Source organism: Marinobacterium rhizophilum DSM 18822 (assembly GCF_000378045.1).
Taxonomy (GTDB): Bacteria; Pseudomonadota; Gammaproteobacteria; order Pseudomonadales; family Balneatricaceae; genus Marinobacterium_A; species Marinobacterium_A rhizophilum.
The window spans coordinates 17,975-39,029 of the sequence record NZ_KB899094.1 but is presented as its reverse complement, the minus strand read 5'-3'; the positions used below and the strand labels follow the sequence as shown (position 1 = coordinate 39,029).

General features: G+C 62.2%; 18 protein-coding genes. 4 read left to right on the top strand and 14 right to left on the bottom strand.

The annotated features are described in order from the left end of the window. Nucleotides 1–287 precede the first annotated feature (287 nt). The 10 genes from folD to purU all read right to left on the bottom strand — a co-directional run bounded on the left by folD (nt 288) and on the right by purU (nt 11,427). Entirely contained in the window at nt 288–1,172 is an 885-nt protein-coding gene (folD, locus tag F451_RS0107825) for a bifunctional methylenetetrahydrofolate dehydrogenase/methenyltetrahydrofolate cyclohydrolase FolD (protein ID WP_020680803.1), read from the bottom strand. A gap of 10 nt (nt 1,173–1,182) precedes the next feature. Beyond that, the gene (locus tag F451_RS0107820; protein ID WP_020680802.1) at nt 1,183–2,511 is read right to left on the bottom strand and encodes an FMN-binding glutamate synthase family protein; all 1,329 of its coding nucleotides are present in this window, start codon (nt 2,509–2,511) and stop codon (nt 1,183–1,185) included. Between the two features lie 76 nt (nt 2,512–2,587). Then, nucleotides 2,588–3,271 (bottom strand): GltB/FmdC/FwdC-like GXGXG domain-containing protein, encoded by a 684-nt coding sequence (locus tag F451_RS0107815; RefSeq protein WP_020680801.1) that lies wholly within the window; start codon nt 3,269–3,271, stop codon nt 2,588–2,590. A 14-nt stretch (nt 3,272–3,285) separates the two neighbouring features. After that, on the bottom strand, nt 3,286–4,191 hold the full coding sequence (locus tag F451_RS0107810; protein ID WP_026291597.1) for a class II glutamine amidotransferase: 906 nt from the start codon (nt 4,189–4,191) through the stop codon (nt 3,286–3,288). Nucleotides 4,192–4,228: 37 nt separating this feature from the next. After that, nucleotides 4,229–5,563 carry a type III glutamate--ammonia ligase gene (gene glnT / locus F451_RS0107805; RefSeq protein ID WP_020680799.1) on the bottom strand — a complete coding sequence of 445 codons (1,335 nt, stop codon included), beginning with the start codon at nt 5,561–5,563 and terminating at the stop codon, nt 4,229–4,231. After that, nucleotides 5,560–6,036 carry a hypothetical protein gene (locus F451_RS0107800; protein ID WP_020680798.1) on the bottom strand — a complete coding sequence of 159 codons (477 nt, stop codon included), beginning with the start codon at nt 6,034–6,036 and terminating at the stop codon, nt 5,560–5,562. The genes glnT and F451_RS0107800 overlap by 4 nt, the downstream gene beginning before the upstream one ends. Before the next feature lie 79 nt (nt 6,037–6,115). Beyond that, nucleotides 6,116–9,025: a 2Fe-2S iron-sulfur cluster-binding protein gene (locus F451_RS0107790; RefSeq protein ID WP_020680797.1), complete on the bottom strand. Its 2,910-nt coding sequence runs from the start codon at nt 9,023–9,025 to the stop codon at nt 6,116–6,118. Continuing rightward, nucleotides 9,009–9,275: a sarcosine oxidase subunit delta gene (locus F451_RS0107785; protein ID WP_020680796.1), complete on the bottom strand. Its 267-nt coding sequence runs from the start codon at nt 9,273–9,275 to the stop codon at nt 9,009–9,011. The genes F451_RS0107790 and F451_RS0107785 overlap by 17 nt, the downstream gene beginning before the upstream one ends. A 9-nt stretch (nt 9,276–9,284) precedes the next feature. Beyond that, the gene (locus tag F451_RS0107780; RefSeq protein ID WP_020680795.1) at nt 9,285–10,526 is read right to left on the bottom strand and encodes an FAD-dependent oxidoreductase; all 1,242 of its coding nucleotides are present in this window, start codon (nt 10,524–10,526) and stop codon (nt 9,285–9,287) included. A gap of 28 nt (nt 10,527–10,554) precedes the next feature. Further along, nucleotides 10,555–11,427, bottom strand: coding sequence for a formyltetrahydrofolate deformylase (gene purU / locus F451_RS0107775; protein ID WP_020680794.1), 873 nt, complete (start codon nt 11,425–11,427; stop codon nt 10,555–10,557). Between the two features lie 250 nt (nt 11,428–11,677). On the opposite strand from purU, the gene F451_RS0107770 reads away from it, so the two are divergent. Further along, the gene (locus tag F451_RS0107770; protein ID WP_020680793.1) at nt 11,678–12,271 is read left to right on the top strand and encodes a helix-turn-helix domain-containing protein; all 594 of its coding nucleotides are present in this window, start codon (nt 11,678–11,680) and stop codon (nt 12,269–12,271) included. A gap of 255 nt (nt 12,272–12,526) precedes the next feature. Here the strand turns inward: F451_RS0107770 and F451_RS0107765 are convergent, their stop codons facing one another. The 4 genes from F451_RS0107765 to F451_RS0107750 all read right to left on the bottom strand — a co-directional run bounded on the left by F451_RS0107765 (nt 12,527) and on the right by F451_RS0107750 (nt 18,013). After that, the gene (locus F451_RS0107765) at nt 12,527–13,657 is read right to left on the bottom strand and encodes an aminomethyl transferase family protein (RefSeq protein WP_020680792.1); all 1,131 of its coding nucleotides are present in this window, start codon (nt 13,655–13,657) and stop codon (nt 12,527–12,529) included. A 145-nt stretch (nt 13,658–13,802) separates the two neighbouring features. Next, on the bottom strand, nt 13,803–13,970 hold the full coding sequence (locus F451_RS28070) for a hypothetical protein (protein WP_020680791.1): 168 nt from the start codon (nt 13,968–13,970) through the stop codon (nt 13,803–13,805). An 82-nt stretch (nt 13,971–14,052) separates the two neighbouring features. After that, complete coding sequence (locus F451_RS25050) at nt 14,053–15,378, bottom strand: ammonium transporter (protein ID WP_020680790.1); 1,326 nt, start codon at nt 15,376–15,378, stop codon at nt 14,053–14,055. A 337-nt stretch (nt 15,379–15,715) separates the two neighbouring features. Then, nucleotides 15,716–18,013, bottom strand: a complete 2,298-nt coding sequence (locus F451_RS0107750) for a DUF1989 domain-containing protein (RefSeq protein ID WP_020680789.1) — start codon at nt 18,011–18,013, stop codon at nt 15,716–15,718. 298 nt (nt 18,014–18,311) lie between these two features. Here F451_RS0107750 and F451_RS26650 point away from each other — a divergent pair, with 298 nt between their 5' ends. Genes F451_RS26650 through F451_RS0107735 form a run of 3 tightly spaced genes read left to right on the top strand, consistent with a single transcriptional unit; the run spans nt 18,312 to nt 20,964 of the window. After that, nucleotides 18,312–19,508, top strand: coding sequence for a sensor histidine kinase (locus F451_RS26650; RefSeq protein ID WP_169434469.1), 1,197 nt, complete (start codon nt 18,312–18,314; stop codon nt 19,506–19,508). Beyond that, on the top strand, nt 19,505–20,185 hold the full coding sequence (locus tag F451_RS0107740; protein ID WP_020680787.1) for a response regulator: 681 nt from the start codon (nt 19,505–19,507) through the stop codon (nt 20,183–20,185). Before F451_RS26650 ends, F451_RS0107740 begins: the two co-directional genes overlap by 4 nt. After that, on the top strand, nt 20,182–20,964 hold the full coding sequence (locus F451_RS0107735) for a PAS domain-containing protein (RefSeq protein WP_020680786.1): 783 nt from the start codon (nt 20,182–20,184) through the stop codon (nt 20,962–20,964). The genes F451_RS0107740 and F451_RS0107735 overlap by 4 nt, the downstream gene beginning before the upstream one ends. Nucleotides 20,965–21,055: the final 91 nt, after the last annotated feature.

Genomic DNA, 21,055 nt, shown 5'->3' with positions numbered 1-21,055 from the left:
GCCCGTGCGGCCTGTAGCCCATCGTACGGTTTCTGCACCTGATGTCGTGCTAACCCGGACAACCGCTCACATCAGGCAGGATGGGTGGAACGACGCCTGGGCACTGCATATCAGCGCCTGATGCCGCCCGTGCGACGTGTAACCCATCATGGGGCCTCTGTTCAGCACCGAGAATGTCGCCGGCACCGATGGTGTTACGCCGCCGGGCTTGCCTGAAAATCGGCGCTGCAACAGAAAAGCCGCCCACCGGATCTTCGGGGGGCGGCTTTGCTCAGTGCAGCATTTGCTCAGTGCAACAACGACGCTTCCACCGCTTCGCAGGCCTCCAGCGTGTTCTGCAGCAGGCAGGCGATGGTCATGGGCCCGACGCCGCCGGGTACCGGGGTGATCTTCGACGCCCTGAGCTGCGCGCTGTCGTACTCGACATCCCCTGCCAGCTTGCCACTCTCAAGACGGTTGATGCCCACGTCGATCACCACCGCGCCGGGCTTTATCCACTTGCCCTTGATAAAGCCCGGAATACCCACCGCCGCAATGACGATATCGGCCTGGGCCACCTCATCGGCCAGATTGACCGTCTTGCTGTGACAGACGGTGACAGTGGCGCGCTCAAGCAGCAGCTCCAGCGCCACTGGCCGGCCGACGATGTTCGACGCCCCGATCACCACCGCCTTCTTGCCAACGCAGTCCACGCCGGCATTTTTCAGCAGGCGCATGCAGCCATAGGGCGTACAGGGCCGCAGCGTCGGCGCCTTGCCGGCCAGGCGGCCCAGGTTGTAGGGATGGAAGCCATCCACATCCTTGGCCGGATCGATGCGCTCGATCACCGCCTGCACATCGATCTGCGGTGGCAGCGGCAATTGCACCAGAATACCGTGAATCTCGGCATCGGCATTGAGCCCATCGATCAGTGCCAGCAATTCTGCCTCACCGGTGTCGGCTTCCAGACGATAGGTCTTTGAAACAAAGCCGGCCTCGGCGCAGGCCTTGACCTTGCTGCCGACGTAGACCTTTGAAGCCGGGTCTTCCCCGACCAGCACCACCGCGAGTCCCGGTGGTGCAAGCCCAGCCTCGCGCCGGGCGCGGACCTGGCCGGCAATATCGCGGCGCAACTGCGCCGCGACTGCCTTGCCATCGATCCGTTTGTCGTCAATATTCAGCTGCTGATTCATCTCTGGCTCCTCAGAATGACTGGCCGGGAATCCAGCTCGTGCCCGCCAGCGGGACCCGTGCCATGGCGGCGGATTCAACCGTCAGGGCCACCAGGTCCTCCGGCTCCAGGTTGCGCAGATCGTTCTTGCCGCACGCCCGTGCCAGGGTCTGGGCTTCGAGCGTCAGCACGCGCAGGTAGTTGGCCAGGCGGCGACCGCCCTCCACCGGATCGAGCCGCTTCATGAGTTCGGGATCCTGGGTCGAGATACCGGCCGGGTCCTTGCCTTCCTGGTAGTCGTCGTAGAAACCGGCAGCCGAACCGAGCTTCTGGTACTCCTCGTCCCATCTAGGGTCGTTGCAGCCCAGCGCGACCAGGGCGGCGGTTCCGATGGCCACGGCATCAGCACCCAGCGCCATGCACTTGGCGACATCGGCACCGTTACGGATGCCGCCGGAGACAATCAGCTGCACCTTGCGGTGCATGCCCATTTCCTTCAGCGCCTGCACGGCCTGCGGAATGGCCGCCAGGGTCGGAATGCCGACGTGCTCGATAAAAACGTCCTGGGTCGCCGCGGTACCGCCCTGCATGCCGTCGACGACGATGACATCGGCACCGGCCTTCACCGCCAGCTTGACGTCGTAGTAGGTTCGGGTTGCACCGACCTTGATGTAGATCGGCACCTGCCAGTCGGTGATCTCGCGCAGTTCCTGGATCTTGATCGCCAAGTCATCGGGACCGGTCCAGTCCGGGTGGCGGCAGGCAGAGCGCTGATCGATACCCTTGGGCAGGTTGCGCATCTGGGCCACGCGGTCAGTGATTTTCTGACCCAGCAGCATGCCGCCGCCGCCGGGCTTGGCGCCCTGCCCCAGCACCACTTCGATGGCGTCGGCCTTGCGCAGGTCATCCGGGTTCATGCCGTAACGCGATGGCAGGTACTGGTACACCAGCTTTTTCGACTGGCCGCGCTCCTCCGGCGTCATGCCGCCGTCACCGGTGGTGGTGGACGTGCCGGCGATCGAGGCACCACGGCCCAGGGCTTCCTTGGCATTGGCCGAGAGTGCACCAAAGCTCATGCCGGCGATGGTCACCGGAATATCCAGCACGATGGGCTTCTTGGCGAAACGATCACCCAGGGTCACCGAGGTGTTGCACTTCTCGCGGTAGCCTTCCAGCGGGTAGCGCGACATGCTGGCACCCAGGAACAGCAGGTCGTCGAAATGGGGCAGCTTGCGCTTGGCGCCAAAGCCGCGGATGTCATAGATGCCGGTGTCGGCGGCACGGCGAATCTCCGCCATGGTGTTGCGATCAAAGGTTGCCGATTCACGCAGGCCGGTTTTTACGCTGTTGTCATTGCTCATATCCAAATCCTCAATCATGCAAAATCAACGGGCTGTAAAAGCGCTGGCAACGCAGGTCGCTTTCTCAGCCCGTTGTTCAGTAAGCAGATGCATTGTCGACCTTGAACGTATACAGCTGGCGCGCGGAGCCGTAGCGACGAAACGCCGCCGGATCCTCGTCGACACCGGCGCGGTTCAGCAGGCCGCTCAGCTCTTCGATATGCTCGGCACGCATGTCTTTCTCGATGCAGTCGGCACCGAGGGACTTCACCTCGCCCTTGACGTAGATATGTACCTCGTAAAGGGAGTCGCCCAGCGCCTCGCCGGCATCGCCACACACCACCAGGGAGCCGGACTGGCCCATGAAACAGCTCATGTGACCCACGCTGCCCTTGACGACGATGTCGACGCCCTTCATCGAGATGCCGCAACGCGCGCCGGCATTGCCTTCGATCACCAGCAGGCCGCCCTGGGCCGTGGCACCGGCCGCCTGGGAGGCATCGCCCTTCACCCGCACGGTGCCGGACATCATATTCTCGGCCAGACCCTGGCCGGCGTTGCCGTGCACCACGATGTGCGCCTTCTTGTTCATGCCGGCGCAGAAATATCCGGCGTGGCCATGAATATCGACCGCCAGCTTCTGATCCAGGCCCACCGCCAGGTTGTGCTGTCCTTTGGGGTTGGTCACCGCCCATTCACGCTCGGTGCACTCCAGGGCCTGCTCGTGCAGCGCCTGGTTGAGGTCGCGTACGGTGCTGCTTGTCAGATCAATTGTTTTCATCGTTCTCTCTCCCCTCAGTGGCTGCCACGTTCCCAGATGTAAAAGGTCGCCGGTTCCGGCTCCCATACCCGGGCATTCTCGATGCCGGGCAGCGTCGTCAGCGCCTGGTATTCGGACGCCATCGCCACGTAGTCGTCGGTTTCAGCCAGCACCGCAGGCTTGCAGGCAATCGGGTCGCGCATCACGGCAAAGCCGTCGCGGGTACCGATGGTGAAGGTGAAGAAACCATCCAGATCCTTGAGCGCGTTTTCCAGCGCCTGCTTCAGGCTGTCACCGTTGCGCAGGCGCCAGGCCAGGTAGCCGGCTGCCACTTCGGAGTCGTTCTCTGTCTGGAAGGCGATGCCTTCACGCTTGAGGACATCGCGCAGGCGGTTGTGGTTGGACAGGGACCCGTTATGCACCAGGCACAGGTCCATGCCGGTGGAAAACGGATGGCTGCCTTCCATGGTCACCGCCGACTCGGTCGCCATGCGGGTATGGCCGATAATATGGCTGCCTTTCATGCCCGCCAGGTTAAAGGTGTCGACGATCTGCTCCGGCAGGCCAACCTCCTTGAGGATCTCGATGGACTGGCCAACACTCAGGATCAGCACCTCGGGCGCCTGCGCCTCGAGCCAGGTGCGTAGCCGTGTTTCGTCGGCGGCCACCTTGAAAACCGCCACGTTGGCATTCTGGAACCAGCTGATGTTGACGTTGAGCAACGTCTTCACCGCGGTAGCCAGCGCCTCCCAGTCAAAATCAGCATCGGGGTGACGCAGCGTCAGCTTGGTCCAGCCCGCGTCCACCTCATCGCCGTAGATGGCGAAGCCGGCGCTGTCAGGACCGCGGTCGGTCATGGCGATCAGCATCGGTGCGAACAGTTCACCCAGCTGGCTTTCCAGCGCCGGGTTCTTCAAATAGAGTCCTACGATTCCACACATAGTCGATTACCTCGAAAAAACACTGTCAGCACCGCGATTAGAAAAATTCGGCGTAGCGATTGAGTTCCCAGTCCGACACATGGCGGCTGTACTCGATCCACTCGGCCCGCTTGACCTTGATAAATTCCGACACGATCTCCGGCCCCATGGCGTCGGTGAACAGCGTGTCCGCTTCGAGCGCATCCAGGGCCTGGTCGAGGTTCTGCGGCAAGATGCCGATGCCCAGCTCCTGAATCTCCTCGAGGCTCTTGCCATAGAGGTTGAAGTTGGTCGGCTCGCCCGCGTCCAGTTCACGCTCGACGCCGTCAAGACCCGCAGCGATCAGTGCCGCATGCACCAGGTACGGGTTGCAGCCTGAATCCGGCAGACGGAACTCGAGCCGGCCGTAGGGAATGCGCACCATCGCCGAGCGGTTGTTGTCGCCGTAGCAGATGTAGGCCGGCGCCCAGGTCGCCCCGGAGGTACTGCCACCTACGACAAGGCGCTTGTAGGAGTTCACGGTCGGTGCCGCCAGGGCGCAGAGCGCCGGGGCATGGGCCAGAATGCCGGCGGTGAAGTGGTAGGCCAGTTTCGACAGGCCCATGCCGTTGGCGTCGCTGTCGTCGTTGAACAGGTTGCGGCCATCCCTGTCGGTGATCGACAGGTGGTAGTGCATGCCGTTACCGGGGCGATTCGAGGCGGGCTTGGGCATGAAGGAGCAGACCATGCCCAGCTTGTTGGCGATTTCGCCGGCGGCCATGCGCACGAACGTGAAGCGGTCGGCCGAGGTCAGCGCATCGCTGTAGGTATAGTTGATCTCGAACTGGCCATTGGCATCCTCGTGGTCGATCTGGTAGACGTCGAAATCGACCGCCTGCAGCGACTCGACCAGCTGTTCGAGAAATTCGCTGGCACGGGACAGGCCCTTGTAGTCGTAACAGGGCTTGTCCAGCGTATCGCTCTTGTCGACCGGCAGCAGTTCACCGTCGGGGCCGCGGCTGAACAGCGAAAACTCGGGTTCAAGACCGGTGTTCAGGGTCCAGCCGCGCTTTTCCAGCCGTGCCAGCTGGCGCTTCAGCACCACGCGGCTGCAGTAAGGGTGCGGCTCATCATTGACATAACCGTCGCAGACGATACGGGCATAGCCCGGCTGCCAGGGCACGGCGCTCAGGGTGCTGAGATCGCCACGGGCCAGGAAGTCGGGCCCGTGGGGCTCCATGCCCAGTCCCCAGACCGCGAAACCGGCAAAGCCCGCCCCCTTCTCCACGACATCCATCAGGTTACGTGCCGGTACGGATTTGGTTTTTGCAACGCCATGAATGTCGACGAACTGGGCCAGCACGTACTTGATCTTGGTATCGGTGATGATTTTTCCAATCTCTGCGGGCATCATGATGCACCTCCTGTTAGGTAAGCAGTGCCGAGGTCTTCGACCACGGTTTGAATCGTTTCACTGAGGTAGGCGCCGTAGCCGGGATCGCAGCCGATCAGCAGCACCTCCCCGTCGCGGTAAAGCCAGCAGCTGACGCCGGCAACCGAACTCATCAGCCAGTCACCGGGCTGCAGCGTGCGAAAATCGAACTGGCACAACTGGGCCATCACGCCGACCCAGTCCCCATCGATCGCCAGCACCCGGTCGAAGCGACGAAAGCACCAGTCGCCTTCGGGCGCGCGGCGATCCAACGGCAGGATTGCCATGAATTCGTCGCGTCCGGTACGGGCAACCAGCGCGCCCTGCTCCATTCGGGCACTCATCACCTGGGACGGTGCCGGCAGTCCGGCACCGTCCAGGGCCTGGGCGCTCTCGGGCCCCGTCAGCAGATAGCAGCCCAGCCCGTCGCGCACGCTTACATTCGTTGCGATCATCAGGCCACCTCCGTAAGATCTGCGGCCGTGGACCTTTTGCCCTGGCTGTACTGCGGTGTCGTGCGAGTCATGCAATCCATCAGGCCACCTCCGTAAGATCTGCGGTTTGTCGTTTGCCTTCGGCGTCGTAGAACGGCAGCGCGCAGGGTTCGATCTGAATCAGGTCGCCGCTGTCGACACAGACGCTCAGCGACAGCGAAGCCTCGGCCAGCGGCAGGTCAACCATCGCCAAGCCGATCAGCTGCCCAAGACTCGGGCTGTAGGCGATGCTGGTGATGCGTCCGGCCATCTCGCCGTTCTCGATAATGAGATGACACTCCTTGGGCCTTTCGCCGCTGTAGCCCTTGGGCAACCGAAAGCCGATAAGCTTGCGACTGCAGCGCGCCTTCAGCAGCGCCAGCGATGGGCGGCCAACAAAGTAAGGCTTGCTCTTGAGCGGCACGGCCCAGGCCATGGCGGCCTCGAACGGATTGGTCAGGCCATCGGTGTCCTGACCGACGATGATGTGACCCTTTTCAAGGCGCAGCACGCGCTGGGCTTCAACGCCGAACGGACGAATACCGAATTCGGCACCGGCGCTCATCAGGCGGTCCCATAGTGTGGCGGCCGCATCAACCGGCAGGTGAATCTCGTAACCCAGTTCGCCGACGAAGCCGACCCGGATCAGCCGTACAGGAATGCCGCAGAGCTGCCCTTCACGCATGCCCAGATAAGGGAATGCGTCTTCGGCAAGGTCGATGTCGGTCAGCGGCGCCAGCAACTGGCGGGCATGGGGACCGGCCAGGTTCATGGCCGCCAGCACGCCGGTGCGGTTCACCAGCCGGACATCGAGACCCCACTCGACGATATGGCGCGACAGGGTACGGTAGGTGGCCTCACTGTGACTGGTGGTGGCGGTGACATAGAAGCGATCCTCGGCCACACGGCCAACGATGCCGTCATCGACGATCACGCCGCTGTCGTCGACCATCAGCGCGTAGCGAGTCATACCCGTTCTGATGGTCGACATGCGCATGGTGTAGCTGCCATCGAGCAGCTTGGCGGCATCCGGCCCCATCACCTCGATCTTGCCGAGCGTCGAGACATCGATCAGGCCCAGCGCGGTGCGCACGGCCTGCACTTCGCGCAGAATCGACGGCTCGCGCTGGTCCGGCATACCGTAGTACTCCGGACGCAACCAGGCGCCGGCTTCCATCATCTGCGCGCCAAGGCCCAAGTGACGATCATGCAGCGCGCTCAGGCGCTCGGGGCGAAAACGGCGTCCCGCCAGGTCGCTGACCGGCACCGGATGGAACATCGGCCTTGCCGTGGTCGATCCGGTCTCGTCGATGCTGCGACCAATCACCGAGGCCAGCACTCGAATGCCGTTCATGTTGCTGTGTTTGCCCTGGCTCGGCCCCATGCCGATGGTCGAGAAGCGCTTTATCAGTTCGATATTGTCAAAGCCTTCCTTTGCCGCGTTGACCAGATCCTTGAGCTGCAGGTCTTCGTCAAAGTCGATGAAGTTCTTGCCCCTGGGATGTTCAATGATCGGCCAGGGGTGGCTGTGTGCGCGTGTGTCGCGACAGGCTGCGAGATCCGGCTGCAGGCTTTCACCGCGCAGATGGGCACAGGCATCTTTTGCCGCACGCTGGCCGTCTGCCAGGCGCTGCTCGAGGCTGAAGGCGCCATTAAGGCGGCCGCAGGCGAAAATGCCGGCGGGCAACTGCTGTGGCAGCAGCTGCTGCAGTGTGTCGTCGTACGCCAGCCTGGCGCCGGCCTGATAGAGCAGCTGTGACGCGGGCGCCCAGCCCACACTCATCAGCAGCAGATCGCAGGGGATCTCGCGGGCGGTTGCCGGGTTGCAGCGATGGCCATCGAACGGCGCAACAATGACGCGCTCCAACCGCCCCTTGCCCTGGGCTTCGTAGATCGCGTGCCCCTCGATGACCGGAATGCGCGCCGCTGCCAGCTGGGACGCCCAGTGGCCGCGTTCGGCCCCCTGTTCCAGATCCACCACCGCCGCCACGTCGATACCGGCCTGCAGCAGGTCCAAGGCGGCACGATAGCCTTCGCCGTTGGCGCTCAGCACCACCGCGCGCTTGCCCGGCCTGATCGCATGACGGGCGATCAGGCGCTGCGCGCCGGAAGCCATCATCACGCCGGGCAGGTCGTTAAAGCGGAACACCGACGGCTGCTCCATTACCCCGGTGGCGCTGATCACGGCGCCGGCGCGCATCTTGATGATGCCCGTCGGCCCAGACAGCGGCACATAGTGATCGGTGTACCAGCCGGCGGCGTAGTGCGACGGCAACACGCGGATATTGGCGTGCCCCTCAACGCCCGTCTTAAGGCGTTCGCGCACGGGCGCCGCATCGGCGTCGTTCGCCAGCTGATAGTCCAGGCTGCCGCCGATGCGGGGGTTTTCATCCACCAGCACGACATCGAGCCCGGCGTCGGCCGCGGTGAGCGCCGCCTGCATGCCGGAGGCGCCGGCACCAATGACCAACAGGTCGCAGAAGCCGTAGGACTTGGCCTGACGCCTGGCCGTCCAGCGGGTATCAATGCTGCCAAGGCCCGCCTTTTCGCGGATCTTGCGCTCCCAGAACGGGAAGAAGCGCTTGGGCTTGTGGAACGTCTTGTAGTAAAACCCCACCGGCAGGAAGGCCGACAGGCGCTCGATAAAGCGGTCGCGATCGTTTACAAGCGTGCCGTTGACGTTGCACGCCCGCAAATCCAGCCCCGCTTGCAGCGGCGTCACATCGGCGCGGATATTGGTGGCGTCCGCACTCTGCATCAGTGCATTGACGTCGTGGTTGGCCAGTGTCAGGGCACCGCGTGGACGGTGGTACTTGAAACTGCGCCCCAGCAGCGTCTGGCCACAGGCCAGCAGCGCCGAGGTCACACTGTCACCGCGAAAGCCGGTATAGGCCTGGCCCTCAAAGGTGAAACGGTAGGTCTCGTTGCGATCGAGCCATTCCAGCGGTTGCGGATCAAGCCGGGATGTCATAACGCACCTCCTGCGGGTCAATAAAACGCTGCACTTCATCCTTCAGGGTGTCGCGCTCCATGATGTACCAGCGCCCGGTCGGCCGGTGGTACCACCATTCGCGCAGCACCTGGGGCGCGCCGTTACGGTTGAAGACAAAGTCCGCCCAGGCCGTCTCGTCGGCATCCAGCGGCGGCCGGCGTACCTCGCCGCAGTAATCGAACTCACTGATCGGGCGCTTGCCGATCACGGGACAATCGAACAGTTTCATAACCCCTCCTCAGTGCCCGACCGATGCCGCACCCTTCTCGCCGACCAGGTCGAAGTCGGCGAAACGGGACAGCCGGAAGGGCTCGATCAGTTCGTGTGTCTTGTCGTGGGCAATTGTCCAGGCCATGGTCTTGCCACTGACGGGCGTGGCCTTGAAGCCCCAGGTGCCCCAGCCCCCATCGAGGTAAAAACCCTTAATCGGTGTCTTGCCCATGATCGGCGCGAAGTCCGGCGTGATGTCGCTCATGCCGGCCCACTGGCGCATGACCTTCATGCGGCTCATGAACGGGAACAGGTCCAGCATCTTGTCGGTCAGGCCCTCGACGAAATCGAAGCTTGAGCGGGTTGAGTGCAGCACCGAGGGGTCCACCGAAGCGCCCATGACCATTTCGCCACGGGACGACTGGCTGACATACACGTGCAGGCTGCCTGAGACGACGATGGTATCCATGAACGGCTTGACCGGCTCCGACACGCAGGCCTGCAGCGGAAAGATCTCGATGGGCGTGCGCAGCCCGACCATCTCGGTGATGCGGGGCGTAGAGCCGGCCACCATCGAGATCACCCTGTTGCAGCTGATAAAGCCGCGGTCGGTCTGTACACCCACCACCTGGTCGCCCTGCGTACGGATCTCGGTGACACGGGTTTTCTGGTGAATCTCGACACCGCGGTTGTAGGCACCACGGGCGTAACCCCAGGCCACCGCATCGTGACGCGCCACCGCTCCCGGCGCATGGTAGAGCGCACCCTGCACGGCACTGTGACCGGCGCAGTCAAGATCCATGTACGGCACTTCGCGGGCGATAAACTCGCGGTCCACCACCTCGCTGTCGATACCGTGGCGCTTGTTCACTTCGGCGCGCCAGCGCATGGTGCGCAGCGCGCTGTCGGTGTGCGCCAGGGTGAAATGGCCCCGGGTCGAATAGAAAATATTCAGATCGAAATCGTCCGACAGGTCCTCGAACAGCTTGAGGCTGGTGTCGTAAAACCGCACGCCCTCGGGGGTCAGGTAGTTGGAGCGCACAATGGTGGTGTTGCGCCCGGTGTTACCGCCACCGATATACCCCTGCTCGAGCACCGCAACGTTGGTGATGCCATGTTCCTTGGCCAGATAGTAGGCGCAGGCCATGCCGTGCCCGCCGCCGCCGATGATGACGACGTCGTAGCCGGATTTGAGCGGTTTGGCTGCGGGAAAGAAACGCGGTTCGTCATGCGTCTTCTTCAGGCCGTATTTCAATAAGCGCCAGGGCATGTTGCTCTCCTGTTAAACTAAACGGCTATCAGGCAAAAACGACGGTTTTATTGCCGTACACCAGTACGCGATCCTCGATGTGGTACCGAAGGCCGCGGGCCAGCACTGCCTTCTCGACATCCTTGCCGATACGCACCATGTCGCTGGTTGTGTTGTGATGGGTCACGCGATGCACGTCCTGCTCGATGATCGGGCCGCCATCGAGTTCCGAGGTCACGTAGTGACAGGTCGCGCCGATCTGCTTGACGCCGCGCACGCCGGCCTGGTGATACGGCCGCGCGCCGATAAAGGACGGCAGGAAGCTGTGGTGAATGTTGATGATCCTTGAGGGGTAAAGCTCGCAGAGGTCTTCCGGCAATATCTGCATGTAGCGCGCCAGCACGATCACATCGGCATCGGCCGCTGCAATCTGCTCCTTGATGGCCCGGAAATGCGGCTCCTTGTTATCCTTGTCCACGGGCAGGTGAATATAGGGAATATCGTGGAACTCCACGTAGGGACGCAGATCATCGTGGTTGGACAACACGCAGGGAATCTCGAACGGCATGTCGCCACTGCGCCAGCGGTACAGCAGATCGGACAGGCAGTGCGCCTCTTTGGAGACCATCAGCAGCACGCGCTTTTTCACCGACGAATCGGTAATCTGCCACTGCATGTCGAATTCTTTGGCAACTGGCGCGAATTTCGCTTTCAACGTTTCGAGATCGAACGGCAGCGAGTCGGCCAGCACTTCGTAGCGCATGAAGAAGGTGCAGGTTTCAGTATCGGCAAACTGATGGGCCTCATTGATCCAGCCATTGTGCGCGGAGAGAAACTGCGTCACTGTCGAGACAATCCCGACACGATCGGGACAGGAGATCGTAAGGCGGTACTTGCGGGCACTTTCAATATCGTTAGCCATGTGCTTGCTCCTAATTTTCTTAGCAGGAAATTTTTATTACCAAAGATAAAGCAATCTCTTTGCCAACTTTTAAAGGCTCCAGGCAAAAAATGCGAAGATGCCCTAAACTGTTGATTTGGTTACTATAAAGAAATATTTTTTCTCATGAGGAATACGCAGAGCGGGTCAGCTGCTCTGAAATCGAGCCCGACAGGCCCGAAAAGATGCACCAACCTGTCACAGAGCTGCACTGATAAAGAGCAACGTCATCATGAATGAAGCGCAGAACCCGAAGCTCCAGCTGGAGCAGTACATCGCCATGAAGGTGAAACAGAAACGCTCGGAACAGGGGCTCAAGATCACCGATGTGGCGCGAATCGCCGGACTCAGCCAGGGCATGATCAGCAAGATCGAAAATGCCCAGGTCTCCACCAGCCTCGATACCCTCAACCGCCTGTGCGACGCTATCGGACTGTCGATTTCGCAGCTGTTCAGCGACTACGACCGCCCCACCGGCAGTGCTCAGCTGGTCAAGGCAGGTGAAGGCATGGAGGTGGTGCGCCGCGGTACCGAGAAAGGTCACACCTACCAGTTGCTGAGCTACCATCGCGGTAAAAAGAAAAGTTACGAGCCCTTCCTGATCACCATGGACGATGCCGCCGAGGTGTTCCCGACCTTTTCGCATCCGGGTCAGGAGTTCATTTACCTGCTGCAGGGGCGCATCCAGTACCGCCACGGCAACCATCTTTATGAGATGGAACCCGGTGACGCCCTTTCCTTCGATGCCGAGGTACCGCACGGACCGGAATTGCTGCGCGAAGTACCGATCCAGCTGCTGTCGGTCATCCATTACGACGAGGATTGAGTTGGGTTCGGTGAACGGATGCACGGAAGCACGGAAGCACGGAAGCACGGAAGCACGGCCTTGATTGGGAGCGGCGCTCCGGCAAGGAACGTCCTTCGCTACCGCGCAAGGCCTGTTCGCGGCGAGGCGCCGCGCCTGCGGGACTTCTCCCCTCGTAGGACCGGCGTGCCCGCCGGGAATGTGACTCTGACGTGCGCGCAATAAAAAGCCCGACGCACGCAACATGCTTCGGGCTCGATGGGGGCAAGAATGAACTCAGCCCCTGGCAGTGCGCTTCTTTTTCTCCGGGTCATCGAAGGGCAGCGTATGGGCAATGGCGCCGACGTCGAGGCTGCCCTGCACCTGCAGCGGCATGCCCTGCTCGGCACAATCCACCTTCATGCGGGCAATGGCCATCGACTTGCCGGTCAGGCGCGAATACATGCCACAGGTAATCACGCCGACCTCCGTGCCGTCGACATGCAGGGTATCGCCGGCTTCCGCAGCCTGATCCCCCTCGAGCATGACGCCAAAAATCCTGAAGCGCTCCTTGCCCTTGAGCCTGAAGTGCTCCGTTGCGCCACGAAACTCCGTCTTGTCCCTGGAGACCGTGAAATCGAGCCCGAGCTCCCACAGCGTGTCGCCCGCCGGCTGGTCGGCGAAGGGGTACATCTCTGAATTGTCGTACGGGAAGAACAGCAGTGAACTTTCGACTCGCAGCCAGTCCAGTGCCGTGAACGAACAGGGCACAATCCCCATGGCCCGTCCCTTCTCGACAATCGAATCCCAGATAACCGGTGCGTCGGCCGCCTTGCAGAAGATCTCGTAGCCGCGCTCGCCGGTGTAGCCGGTGCGGGAGATCATCACCGGGCGGTCAAACAGCCGCGTCTGCAGGTGATGGAAATACGGCAGGTCGCGAATCCCCGGCACGTACTCGGCGAGAAAATTCACCGCCAGCGGCCCCTGCAGTGACAGGTCGTGCATATCGTCATCAAACAGTATTGCTACCTGGCGCCCCTGGGCCGAGCGCACCAGCATTTCATGCCCGCTACCGGTACCGTGCACCACCATGAACGCATTGGGCCCGGTGCGATAGACGATGCAGTCATCGACAAATTTACCGGCCTCGTTAAGCATGGAGGCATACACCGACTTACCGGGATAGAGCTTGGAGATATCGCGCGTCGTGGCGTATTCGAGCAGGCTTTCGGCATGGGGCCCCACGTAATGCACCTTTTTCAGGCCCGAAACATCCATCAGGCCGGCACGGGTGCGAATCGCCTCATGCTCATCCGCCAGCTCGCTGTTATAGGTCCAGGCCGTGCCCATGCCGTTCCAGTCTTCGAGGTTGGACCCCAGGGCGCGATGACGGTCAGCCAGCGCGGAAAATCGCCAGGATTGAGCCATGTTATTCTCCTTGAAATAAAGTAGGCCTGTCGGAACCGCCGAGCGGTTCCGGGCCGATGTAGCTGAAAATCTGAACAGGAACCGGCCACTACAACCGGTTGCGCAGCACAGGTGCCCGACCGAGCGGCCGAACACCTGGATACACTTACTTGTGCTTGTCGAATGACGCCTTTTCGTGACGGATGATGGTGGCGTTCAGCAGCAGGTAAACCCCCACCGCCGCAGCCAGGCTGATGGCGATGCCGGTCGGGCTGTCAGCAAAGGTGAAGTATGCGGACACGCCTTCCCAACTGGTAATCGGACTTGTATTCATCGCAGTCTCCAGTGGCGCGCAGGGCGCCGGTTCATTGCAGGAATTAAAGCCGGGTGATGCAAACACCACCCGGCTCGGGTCATCAGGCCACTTCCTGGCCCGGTTTCAGGGTATTTTCGACAATGGCCTGGGCCGGCACCGATTCGGGGTAGGGCCTGGCCGGGATTTCAACCAGATCCAGACCCAGCACTTCAACCTGCGGCGGTACCCGCAGCGCACCGAATTTCTTCATCGCCCAGGAGATGCCCCAGCCCGGAATGAAGCCAACGAGGGCCATGATGATGGCGCCGGTGACCTGTCCGCTGAAGGTGATGGACGGCATGCCTTCGCCCACGTTTGGAAAGCCCGCTGCGAAAACCCCGACCAGCACCACGCCGTAGAAACCGCAGAAGCCGTGCACCGCGACGGCGCCGACCGCATCATCGACGCCCATTTTCTCGAGCTTGCGACCGATCATCGGCATCAGTACGCCGCCGCTGGCCGCCAGCACGAAAGTCAGGCCGGGGTAGTAGAGATCCAGTCCAGCCGCCACAGTGATGATGCCGGCCAGGCCGCCGGACATGGTCCAGAACGGCTCGCGGGAGGCCAGATAGGCGCCGATCACGCCGCCGGCAAAGCCCATCAGGGTATTGAAACCAAAGGCAGACAGGTTGGTCGGGTTGCCATAGATGGTGGTCCAGCCAGTCTCGCCACCGTTAAAGATGATGCAGCCGCCCAGGAAACCGAAGAAGCCAACGATAATCATCATCAGGCCGATCAGGGCCATGGGCAGGTTATGGGGCGGAATGTACATTGGGGTGCCGTTTTCGTACTTGCCGACGCGCGCGCCCAGGTTCAGCAACACGCCCAGGGCGAAGAAGCCCGCCACCGCATGCACTACGCCGGAGGCACCGACATCGTGATAGCCCAGCTCAGTCAGCAGCCAGCCCTGCGGATGCCATCCCCAGGCAGCGGCCAGGATCCAGACGGCCGACCCCAGTATCGCCGCCAGAATAAGAAAGGCACTCAGACGAATGCGTTCGATTACCGCACCGGAGAGGATCGAACCGGTTGTGGCGCCGAACAGTGCAAAGGCCGCAAAGAAGATGCCCGTGCCCATATCCTGCACATCCGGTCCCATGTGCAGGCTCCAGGGCAATGACGATGCTGCATCACCCGGCACCAGGCCGCCCGGGAAAGCGTTATAGATCCACCAGCCGAAGAAATAAAAGGTCGGAATGATGACCGACAGCGTGAGGATATTTTTCATTCCCGACGTCAGTGCGTTCTTGACGCGCGAAGCGCCGATTTCATACGCCAGGAACCCGGTGTGGATCATGAACATGATGGCGGTGCACCACCAATAGAACACTTCCACGTTCATGGCCTGGTGCATCTCGAAAGTGCTTTGCAGTGTTTCCAGCGACATAGCCTTATCCTCGTTTATGGAATCAAAATATGAGCAGTTTCAGGGCATTCCCGGCGGCTTTCAGGCCCAACCGGAGCGGACTTAAAATTCCTTTAGATAAATTTTATTTCCCACCAGGAAAAGCAATGTGTATGCCAGATGCCGATTATTCCAATCATTCACCCTCGCCTCGCACCCCTTTTTTTCGATAAGCCGTTAATTTCATTGATAATTAAGAGCAGCCCCGTCGATCCAGGCCGGATTGAATCCGGGCGGGCACCCGTGTCCCGCTATGCAACCTGCGCTACATAACGGCGCCTTTATCAGCAGGGCGCACCAGAATGGACGCCCGACCGGCTTAGCTGCGCACCCGCAGGCGCTGCGGATCATGGAATGGCAACGGCGCGACCACCGCCTTGAGTCGCTTGCGCAGGCCGTCCAGCTGCCCGACCTCCAGTTCAGTGCCCGCTTCAGCGTGCTCCGGGGCCAGCCGACACAGAGCGATCTGGTACCCGAGCAGCGGCGACGGCACGGCACTGGTGACAACTCCGACCGGAAAGCGCCCGCTGTACACCTGGTCGCCGTGTGCCACCGGCTCGTCGCTGTATAGCCGCAGCCCGACCAGCCGCTTGCGACTGGCCGGCGCCTGCGCCACAAGTGCCGCCCGGCCGACGAAATCGGTCTCCTTGGTCTTCAACGCAACAGTGAAGCCGATACCGGCCTCGAACGGACTGGTTTCAGGGCAGAACTCGTGGCCGGCAAAGATCAGCCCGGCCTCAACGCGCAGCATATCCAGCGCCTCCAGCCCCAGCGGCGCGATGCCCAGCGGCTGACCGGCCTGCCAGATCGAATCCCACAGCTGTGCGCCATGATCGGGATGACACCAGACCTCGAACCCCAGCTCTCCGGTATAGCCGGTGCGGGAAATCATCAGCGGGATACCCTCAGGCCCGCCGAGGCGACCGATCATGAAATGGAACCAGCGCAGCTGTGTCACCGACGGCTGCGCTTCCGCGTTCCAGATCAGTGACTCAAGCAGGCGCCGGCTCTCGGGGCCTTGTACGGCAAGGTTGTGCAGCTGGTCGGTGGATTCACGCACGCTGACACGCATGCCCTCCCGAACGGCAAGCTCGCGCAGCCAGGTGCCGCTGTAGGGGTCGCCGCAAATCCAGCGGAACGCCTGCTGCCCCATGCGGAACAGGGTGCCGTCGTCGATCATGCCGCCGGTGGCCTGGCACAACGCCGAATAGACCACCTCGCCCACGGCCACGCGGCGCACGTTGCGGGTCAGCGCGAGATCCAGCAGCGCCTCGGCATCCGGCCCCAGCACCTCGAACTTGCGCAGCGGCGACAGGTCCATCACCGCCACGCGTTCGCGGCACGCGAGGTACTCGGCGCGGGCCCCCCAGCCATCAAAGGCGGACGCAAGCCAGTACCCCTTGTATTCGACAAGCTGCCGGGTCAGGGCGGTTACAGGGTCGTGAAAAGCGGTTTGCCTGGTCATCAGCGCAGGTTCCTCGGGTCGGATTCGGTGGGCAATCGCCCGCGGGAACCGGTGTTCGGCGCCATAAATGCGGACATGAATATCGCTCGGACACCAGCCATTGGCCGGGTCGATATCATCCGGGCAGGCGGACGAGGCGCAGATCAGATCCCGCTGGGCCCGCATCAGCACATAATCACCGGGTTGCGACCAGGGCTCGTCAACGCCGATGGCTCCGCACGGCTCCACCCGGGTATTGAAGAAAAAGTTGATTGCCGGCCAGCCAAATCGTGGCCCAATGCCAAAGGGGGCCAGTGCCCGGTTGAAGTTGTCAGTGCAACTGGAATGGCCGAAATAGCCGCTGTCTTCGTAATATTTCGGCGAGCAGGCGAGCAGAAAGCTGTCGTGGCGCCCAACGGTGTCCTGCACCACTTCAAGCATCGGCCGTAACCGCTGGTCACAGAAACGCGAAAACAGGCCCGGTTGCGGCAGCGCAGTGCCGGCCAGCGTGCGCGTAGCCGTGCCGTCCAGCATCAGCTCCTCACCCGCCTCCAGGGCCGCCCGGTCAAAGGCAACAAAGTCCGAGCACTGCTTGCCGGCAACATCAATCACCTGGATCCACTCACCCGCCTTTACCTCGTAGGCACGGGCGCTGCTGTGTGGCACACGCAATTCGCGCAACGGTGTGGCCAGCGGTGGCGGCAGCGCCGCTGCAGTCGCGCCGGTGACCTCAAGCTGCAGCCCGGTGGCCGGTATCTGCCCATCCACCGGCATATCGACACCGGGCGCCAGCACCAGCACGCGCACAGAAGATGCCTTTGGCGGCAGCGCAAGCGTCAGCGGCAGTTGCGAAGGCACGAGGTGCCAAGCCTGGTCCAGCTGCTCGTCCCTCAACTGCCAGCGTTCCAGTTGCTCGCCCAATGCACGTGCCGAGTGCCCCGCCCCGGCCAGCTGCGCGCGTGCCGCCACGGCAGTCGTCATTTCGCCCAGGAGCGGCACAAGCGTGTCGCGGGCCTGTGCATCGAACGGAATCAGCTCGCAGCACTGCTCGCCGTCCTCGCTGCGTAACTGCAAGCGCTCCCCGGGCATCAGCTCCAGGTAAAGTGCCTGCTGCCCTGGCACTGCGTAACGCCGGCTGACCGGCACTGCCGGTCCTGTCCAGCCACTGTTCATGCGTAACCTCCGTGATTCGTTTTCCCGGCCCAATCGCGCCTTATTTAGGCGCATGCGCCAGCGTGCTTCGCCAAACCGGTGCACTGGAACCTGTGAGGATCAGAGCCGACTGGTTATTTCCTTTCGATAAAAAATATTTACCTACAGTGATTGCGCAGGCAATGTGCCTTAAGACGTACCTCCGAAGGGGTACCCTTGCTGTCTGGCATGAATTCTGCTGCGAAAACAGCGACAAATCAGGCATCTGGCGCCCCACAAACAGGGAGCCAGGCGCGATCGGCGCGGAGGAATGAACAGCGTGAATACAGGCCTGGCTTACTGGATCCATCGTATCGGCACAAGTCGCACATCGCCTGAGGTGCAAGCACGCCCGGCGGCCCCCCTGCTGCCGGCATCACTGGTCGGATCGCTGGCACTGGAAATCGCCGGCTGCGAAGACCTGCCCGCCGAGTTGCCGGCACTGCTCGCGCCGCTGCAACAGACACTGGCGCTCGGCAATCCACAACTGCCGGCCTGCAATCTTTACGTTGCCCTGCAGTTTGCGGGAAGCCCTGCACTGCGACTGTTTCACGCCCCTCGAACGCTGCCCGCACCGGGCCTGGCCGCAGCCATCACCTACCAGCTCAGCGGCCCTGCCATCGAGGAAACCGCGCTGCTGCCATTTCGCCGACCCGGTGGCGGCGCACCGTTGCAGGCCCTGCGCCTGCAGGCCGGCCCCGAAAACAGTGCCTGGCTGCTGCTCGATTTTTTGGGCCCGCTGCCGGGCACTGAAAGGATTGCCGAGCAAATTGCACCGCTGCAGCAGGCGCTTGAGCGCGGCCTGAGCATCTGGCACCGGCAGCAACACTGGCGGGACAGGGCCGTCTGCGACGAAAGGCGGGCGTTCGCCGCCGAACTGCACGACTCCGTTACCCAGGTACTGGGGTATCTACGCTTGCGGACCTCGAAACTGCAGTCCCTGGCCCATGCGCAGGAGAATGCAGAGCTGCGGTCATTGGCGGACGATCTTGCAATACAAACCCGGCTCGCCTGTCGCCAGACCCGCGAACTGATTGGCAGTGCACGCCTGGAACTCGACGGCGGGCACCTGCACAGTGCACTGGAATCCACAGTACGGGTGTTCGAGCAGGGCTCCGCGCTGGTTTTTGAACTGGACGACCGTTCCCACCCGCTCGACCTGCCAGAGGCAGCCGCGGTGCAACTGCTGTTTATTGTGCGCGAGGCGTTAAGCAATGCCGTGCGCCATGCCCATGCAAGCCACGTGCGCATTCAGTTGCTGCGTCCGCAAGGCGCCAGTCTGGTGCTGCGCATCGACGACAACGGCCGTGGCATAGACACCCTGGCGGCCCGCCCGGACAGTTTTGGTCTGGGCATCATGCAGGAGCGGGCCCGCCGCATGGGCGCGAGCTACCGTATCGGTGACAGGCCGGGCGGCGGCACGCGCATCGAAATAGCCCTGTCACTGGACGACCTTAACAAGAGCCCACAGCCATGAAGCAGAACCGAGCCGGCGTCGTGCTGGTAGACGACCACCCCCTCTTTCGCCGCGGCGTCGCCGAGTTACTGAACGACAGCGGCCGGTTTCAGGTGCTGGCCGAATTCGACCAGGCCGAGTCGGTCATGGAGCAACTGCAAGTACTGCAGCCGGACCTGCTGTTGCTGGATCTGCAGATGCCCGGTATCGGCGGCCTTGAGCTTTTACCGCAGGTAAAGGCATTCAACGATCGCATCCGCGTCGTGCTGCTGACCGCCTCCGACGACAGCCAGCACCTGCTGCAGGCGCTGCGCGCCGGTGCCGATGGCTATCTGTTAAAGGAAACCGACGCCGACGTGATCCTGACACGGCTGGACGCGGTGCTCGAAGGCAAGGTCGCGCTGGACGACGAGTCGCTGCAGCGCCTGACACTGGGATTACGTGAAGCCCCGCAAGACAGGCCCACCGGCACCGAGCCCCAGCACTGCGCAGACCTGACGCTGCGCGAACATCAAACGCTGGCGCTGATTGCCCGCGGTCTTAGCAACAAGCTGATCGCGCGGGAACTGGGCATCAGCGATGGCACGGTCAAGGTTTACGTCAAGGCACTGCTGCGCAAGCTCAATCTGCACACTCGGCTGGAACTCGCCGCCTGGGTCCATAACCATCCCGAATTTGAACTGGAACTTGAGTCATGAGCGAACACTTCGGGGCATTCGGCTGCTGGCCCCACGTGCAGGAAGATATAGATCCACACAGGCTGCTCGACAGCCTGGATGAAACCGTACTGGTCATCGATGCCGATGAACGACTGTTATATGCCAACCGCAGCTGGAACTATCTGCGGGCCGACACCCCGCGCGGGCTCGGCTTCCTGTTCTCTGACTGTCTGCATCCGGCCGACCGGCCACTCTGGCAGCGTTTTTTCGCCAGGCTCAACACGAACGAGGTATCAGCGCCCCTGTCGCTACGCCTGCTTGGCTCAGACGCCGAACTGTACTGGTGCGAACTGCAGGCCCGCCCGCTGGCAGCCGGCAACCCCTGGCCGGTCAGCCTGACGCTGCGCGATATCAGTGCCCGAGTGCGCCAGCAGCAGCTGCGCGATGCCAGCCACCGCAGTCTCGAACAGCTGCTCAACGGCCTGCCCGCCATGCTCTACCGCGCCCGTAACAACCACGACTGGAGCATGGAATACGTCAGTGCCGGTTGCCTGGAGCTTACCGGCTACTGCCCCGAGGCATTAATCAACCAGACCGGACCGAGCTTCGGCGCCCTTATCCACCCCGAAGATGCCGGTACCGTATGGCAACAGGTCCAGCTGGCGCTCGCCGAGCGCAACAACTTTGAACTGCACTATCGCCTGCAGCACGCAGACGGGCGCATTCGCCGAGTCAGCGAAAAAGGCCGTGGTCTCTATGCCGGAACCGGTGCAATCCTCGGTGTCGAGGGAATCATTCTCGCGCTGGACGGCAACTGAATCGAACCAGGGGTACCTCCTTTTACCTACCTTCAACGGGGAATTTCAGCCGCCGTCCCAAGCTTTTACCGTTAAGTCTATCCGGGCCCGT

What these genes read in the sequence shown, in the direction of transcription:
- folD (WP_020680803.1), bottom strand. Translation starts at nt 1,172, where the DNA reads ATGAATCAGCAGCTGAATATTGACGACAAACGGATCGATGGCAAGGCA.
- F451_RS0107820 (WP_020680802.1), bottom strand. Translation starts at nt 2,511, where the DNA reads ATGAGCAATGACAACAGCGTAAAAACCGGCCTGCGTGAATCGGCAACC.
- F451_RS0107815 (WP_020680801.1), bottom strand. Translation starts at nt 3,271, where the DNA reads ATGAAAACAATTGATCTGACAAGCAGCACCGTACGCGACCTCAACCAG.
- F451_RS0107810 (WP_026291597.1), bottom strand. Translation starts at nt 4,191, where the DNA reads ATGTGTGGAATCGTAGGACTCTATTTGAAGAACCCGGCGCTGGAAAGC.
- glnT (WP_020680799.1), bottom strand. Translation starts at nt 5,563, where the DNA reads ATGATGCCCGCAGAGATTGGAAAAATCATCACCGATACCAAGATCAAG.
- F451_RS0107800 (WP_020680798.1), bottom strand. Translation starts at nt 6,036, where the DNA reads ATGATCGCAACGAATGTAAGCGTGCGCGACGGGCTGGGCTGCTATCTG.
- F451_RS0107790 (WP_020680797.1), bottom strand. Translation starts at nt 9,025, where the DNA reads ATGACATCCCGGCTTGATCCGCAACCGCTGGAATGGCTCGATCGCAAC.
- F451_RS0107785 (WP_020680796.1), bottom strand. Translation starts at nt 9,275, where the DNA reads ATGAAACTGTTCGATTGTCCCGTGATCGGCAAGCGCCCGATCAGTGAG.
- F451_RS0107780 (WP_020680795.1), bottom strand. Translation starts at nt 10,526, where the DNA reads ATGCCCTGGCGCTTATTGAAATACGGCCTGAAGAAGACGCATGACGAA.
- purU (WP_020680794.1), bottom strand. Translation starts at nt 11,427, where the DNA reads ATGGCTAACGATATTGAAAGTGCCCGCAAGTACCGCCTTACGATCTCC.
- F451_RS0107770 (WP_020680793.1), top strand. Translation starts at nt 11,678, where the DNA reads ATGAATGAAGCGCAGAACCCGAAGCTCCAGCTGGAGCAGTACATCGCC.
- F451_RS0107765 (WP_020680792.1), bottom strand. Translation starts at nt 13,657, where the DNA reads ATGGCTCAATCCTGGCGATTTTCCGCGCTGGCTGACCGTCATCGCGCC.
- F451_RS28070 (WP_020680791.1), bottom strand. Translation starts at nt 13,970, where the DNA reads ATGAATACAAGTCCGATTACCAGTTGGGAAGGCGTGTCCGCATACTTC.
- F451_RS25050 (WP_020680790.1), bottom strand. Translation starts at nt 15,378, where the DNA reads ATGTCGCTGGAAACACTGCAAAGCACTTTCGAGATGCACCAGGCCATG.
- F451_RS0107750 (WP_020680789.1), bottom strand. Translation starts at nt 18,013, where the DNA reads ATGAACAGTGGCTGGACAGGACCGGCAGTGCCGGTCAGCCGGCGTTAC.
- F451_RS0107740 (WP_020680787.1), top strand. Translation starts at nt 19,505, where the DNA reads ATGAAGCAGAACCGAGCCGGCGTCGTGCTGGTAGACGACCACCCCCTC.
- F451_RS0107735 (WP_020680786.1), top strand. Translation starts at nt 20,182, where the DNA reads ATGAGCGAACACTTCGGGGCATTCGGCTGCTGGCCCCACGTGCAGGAA.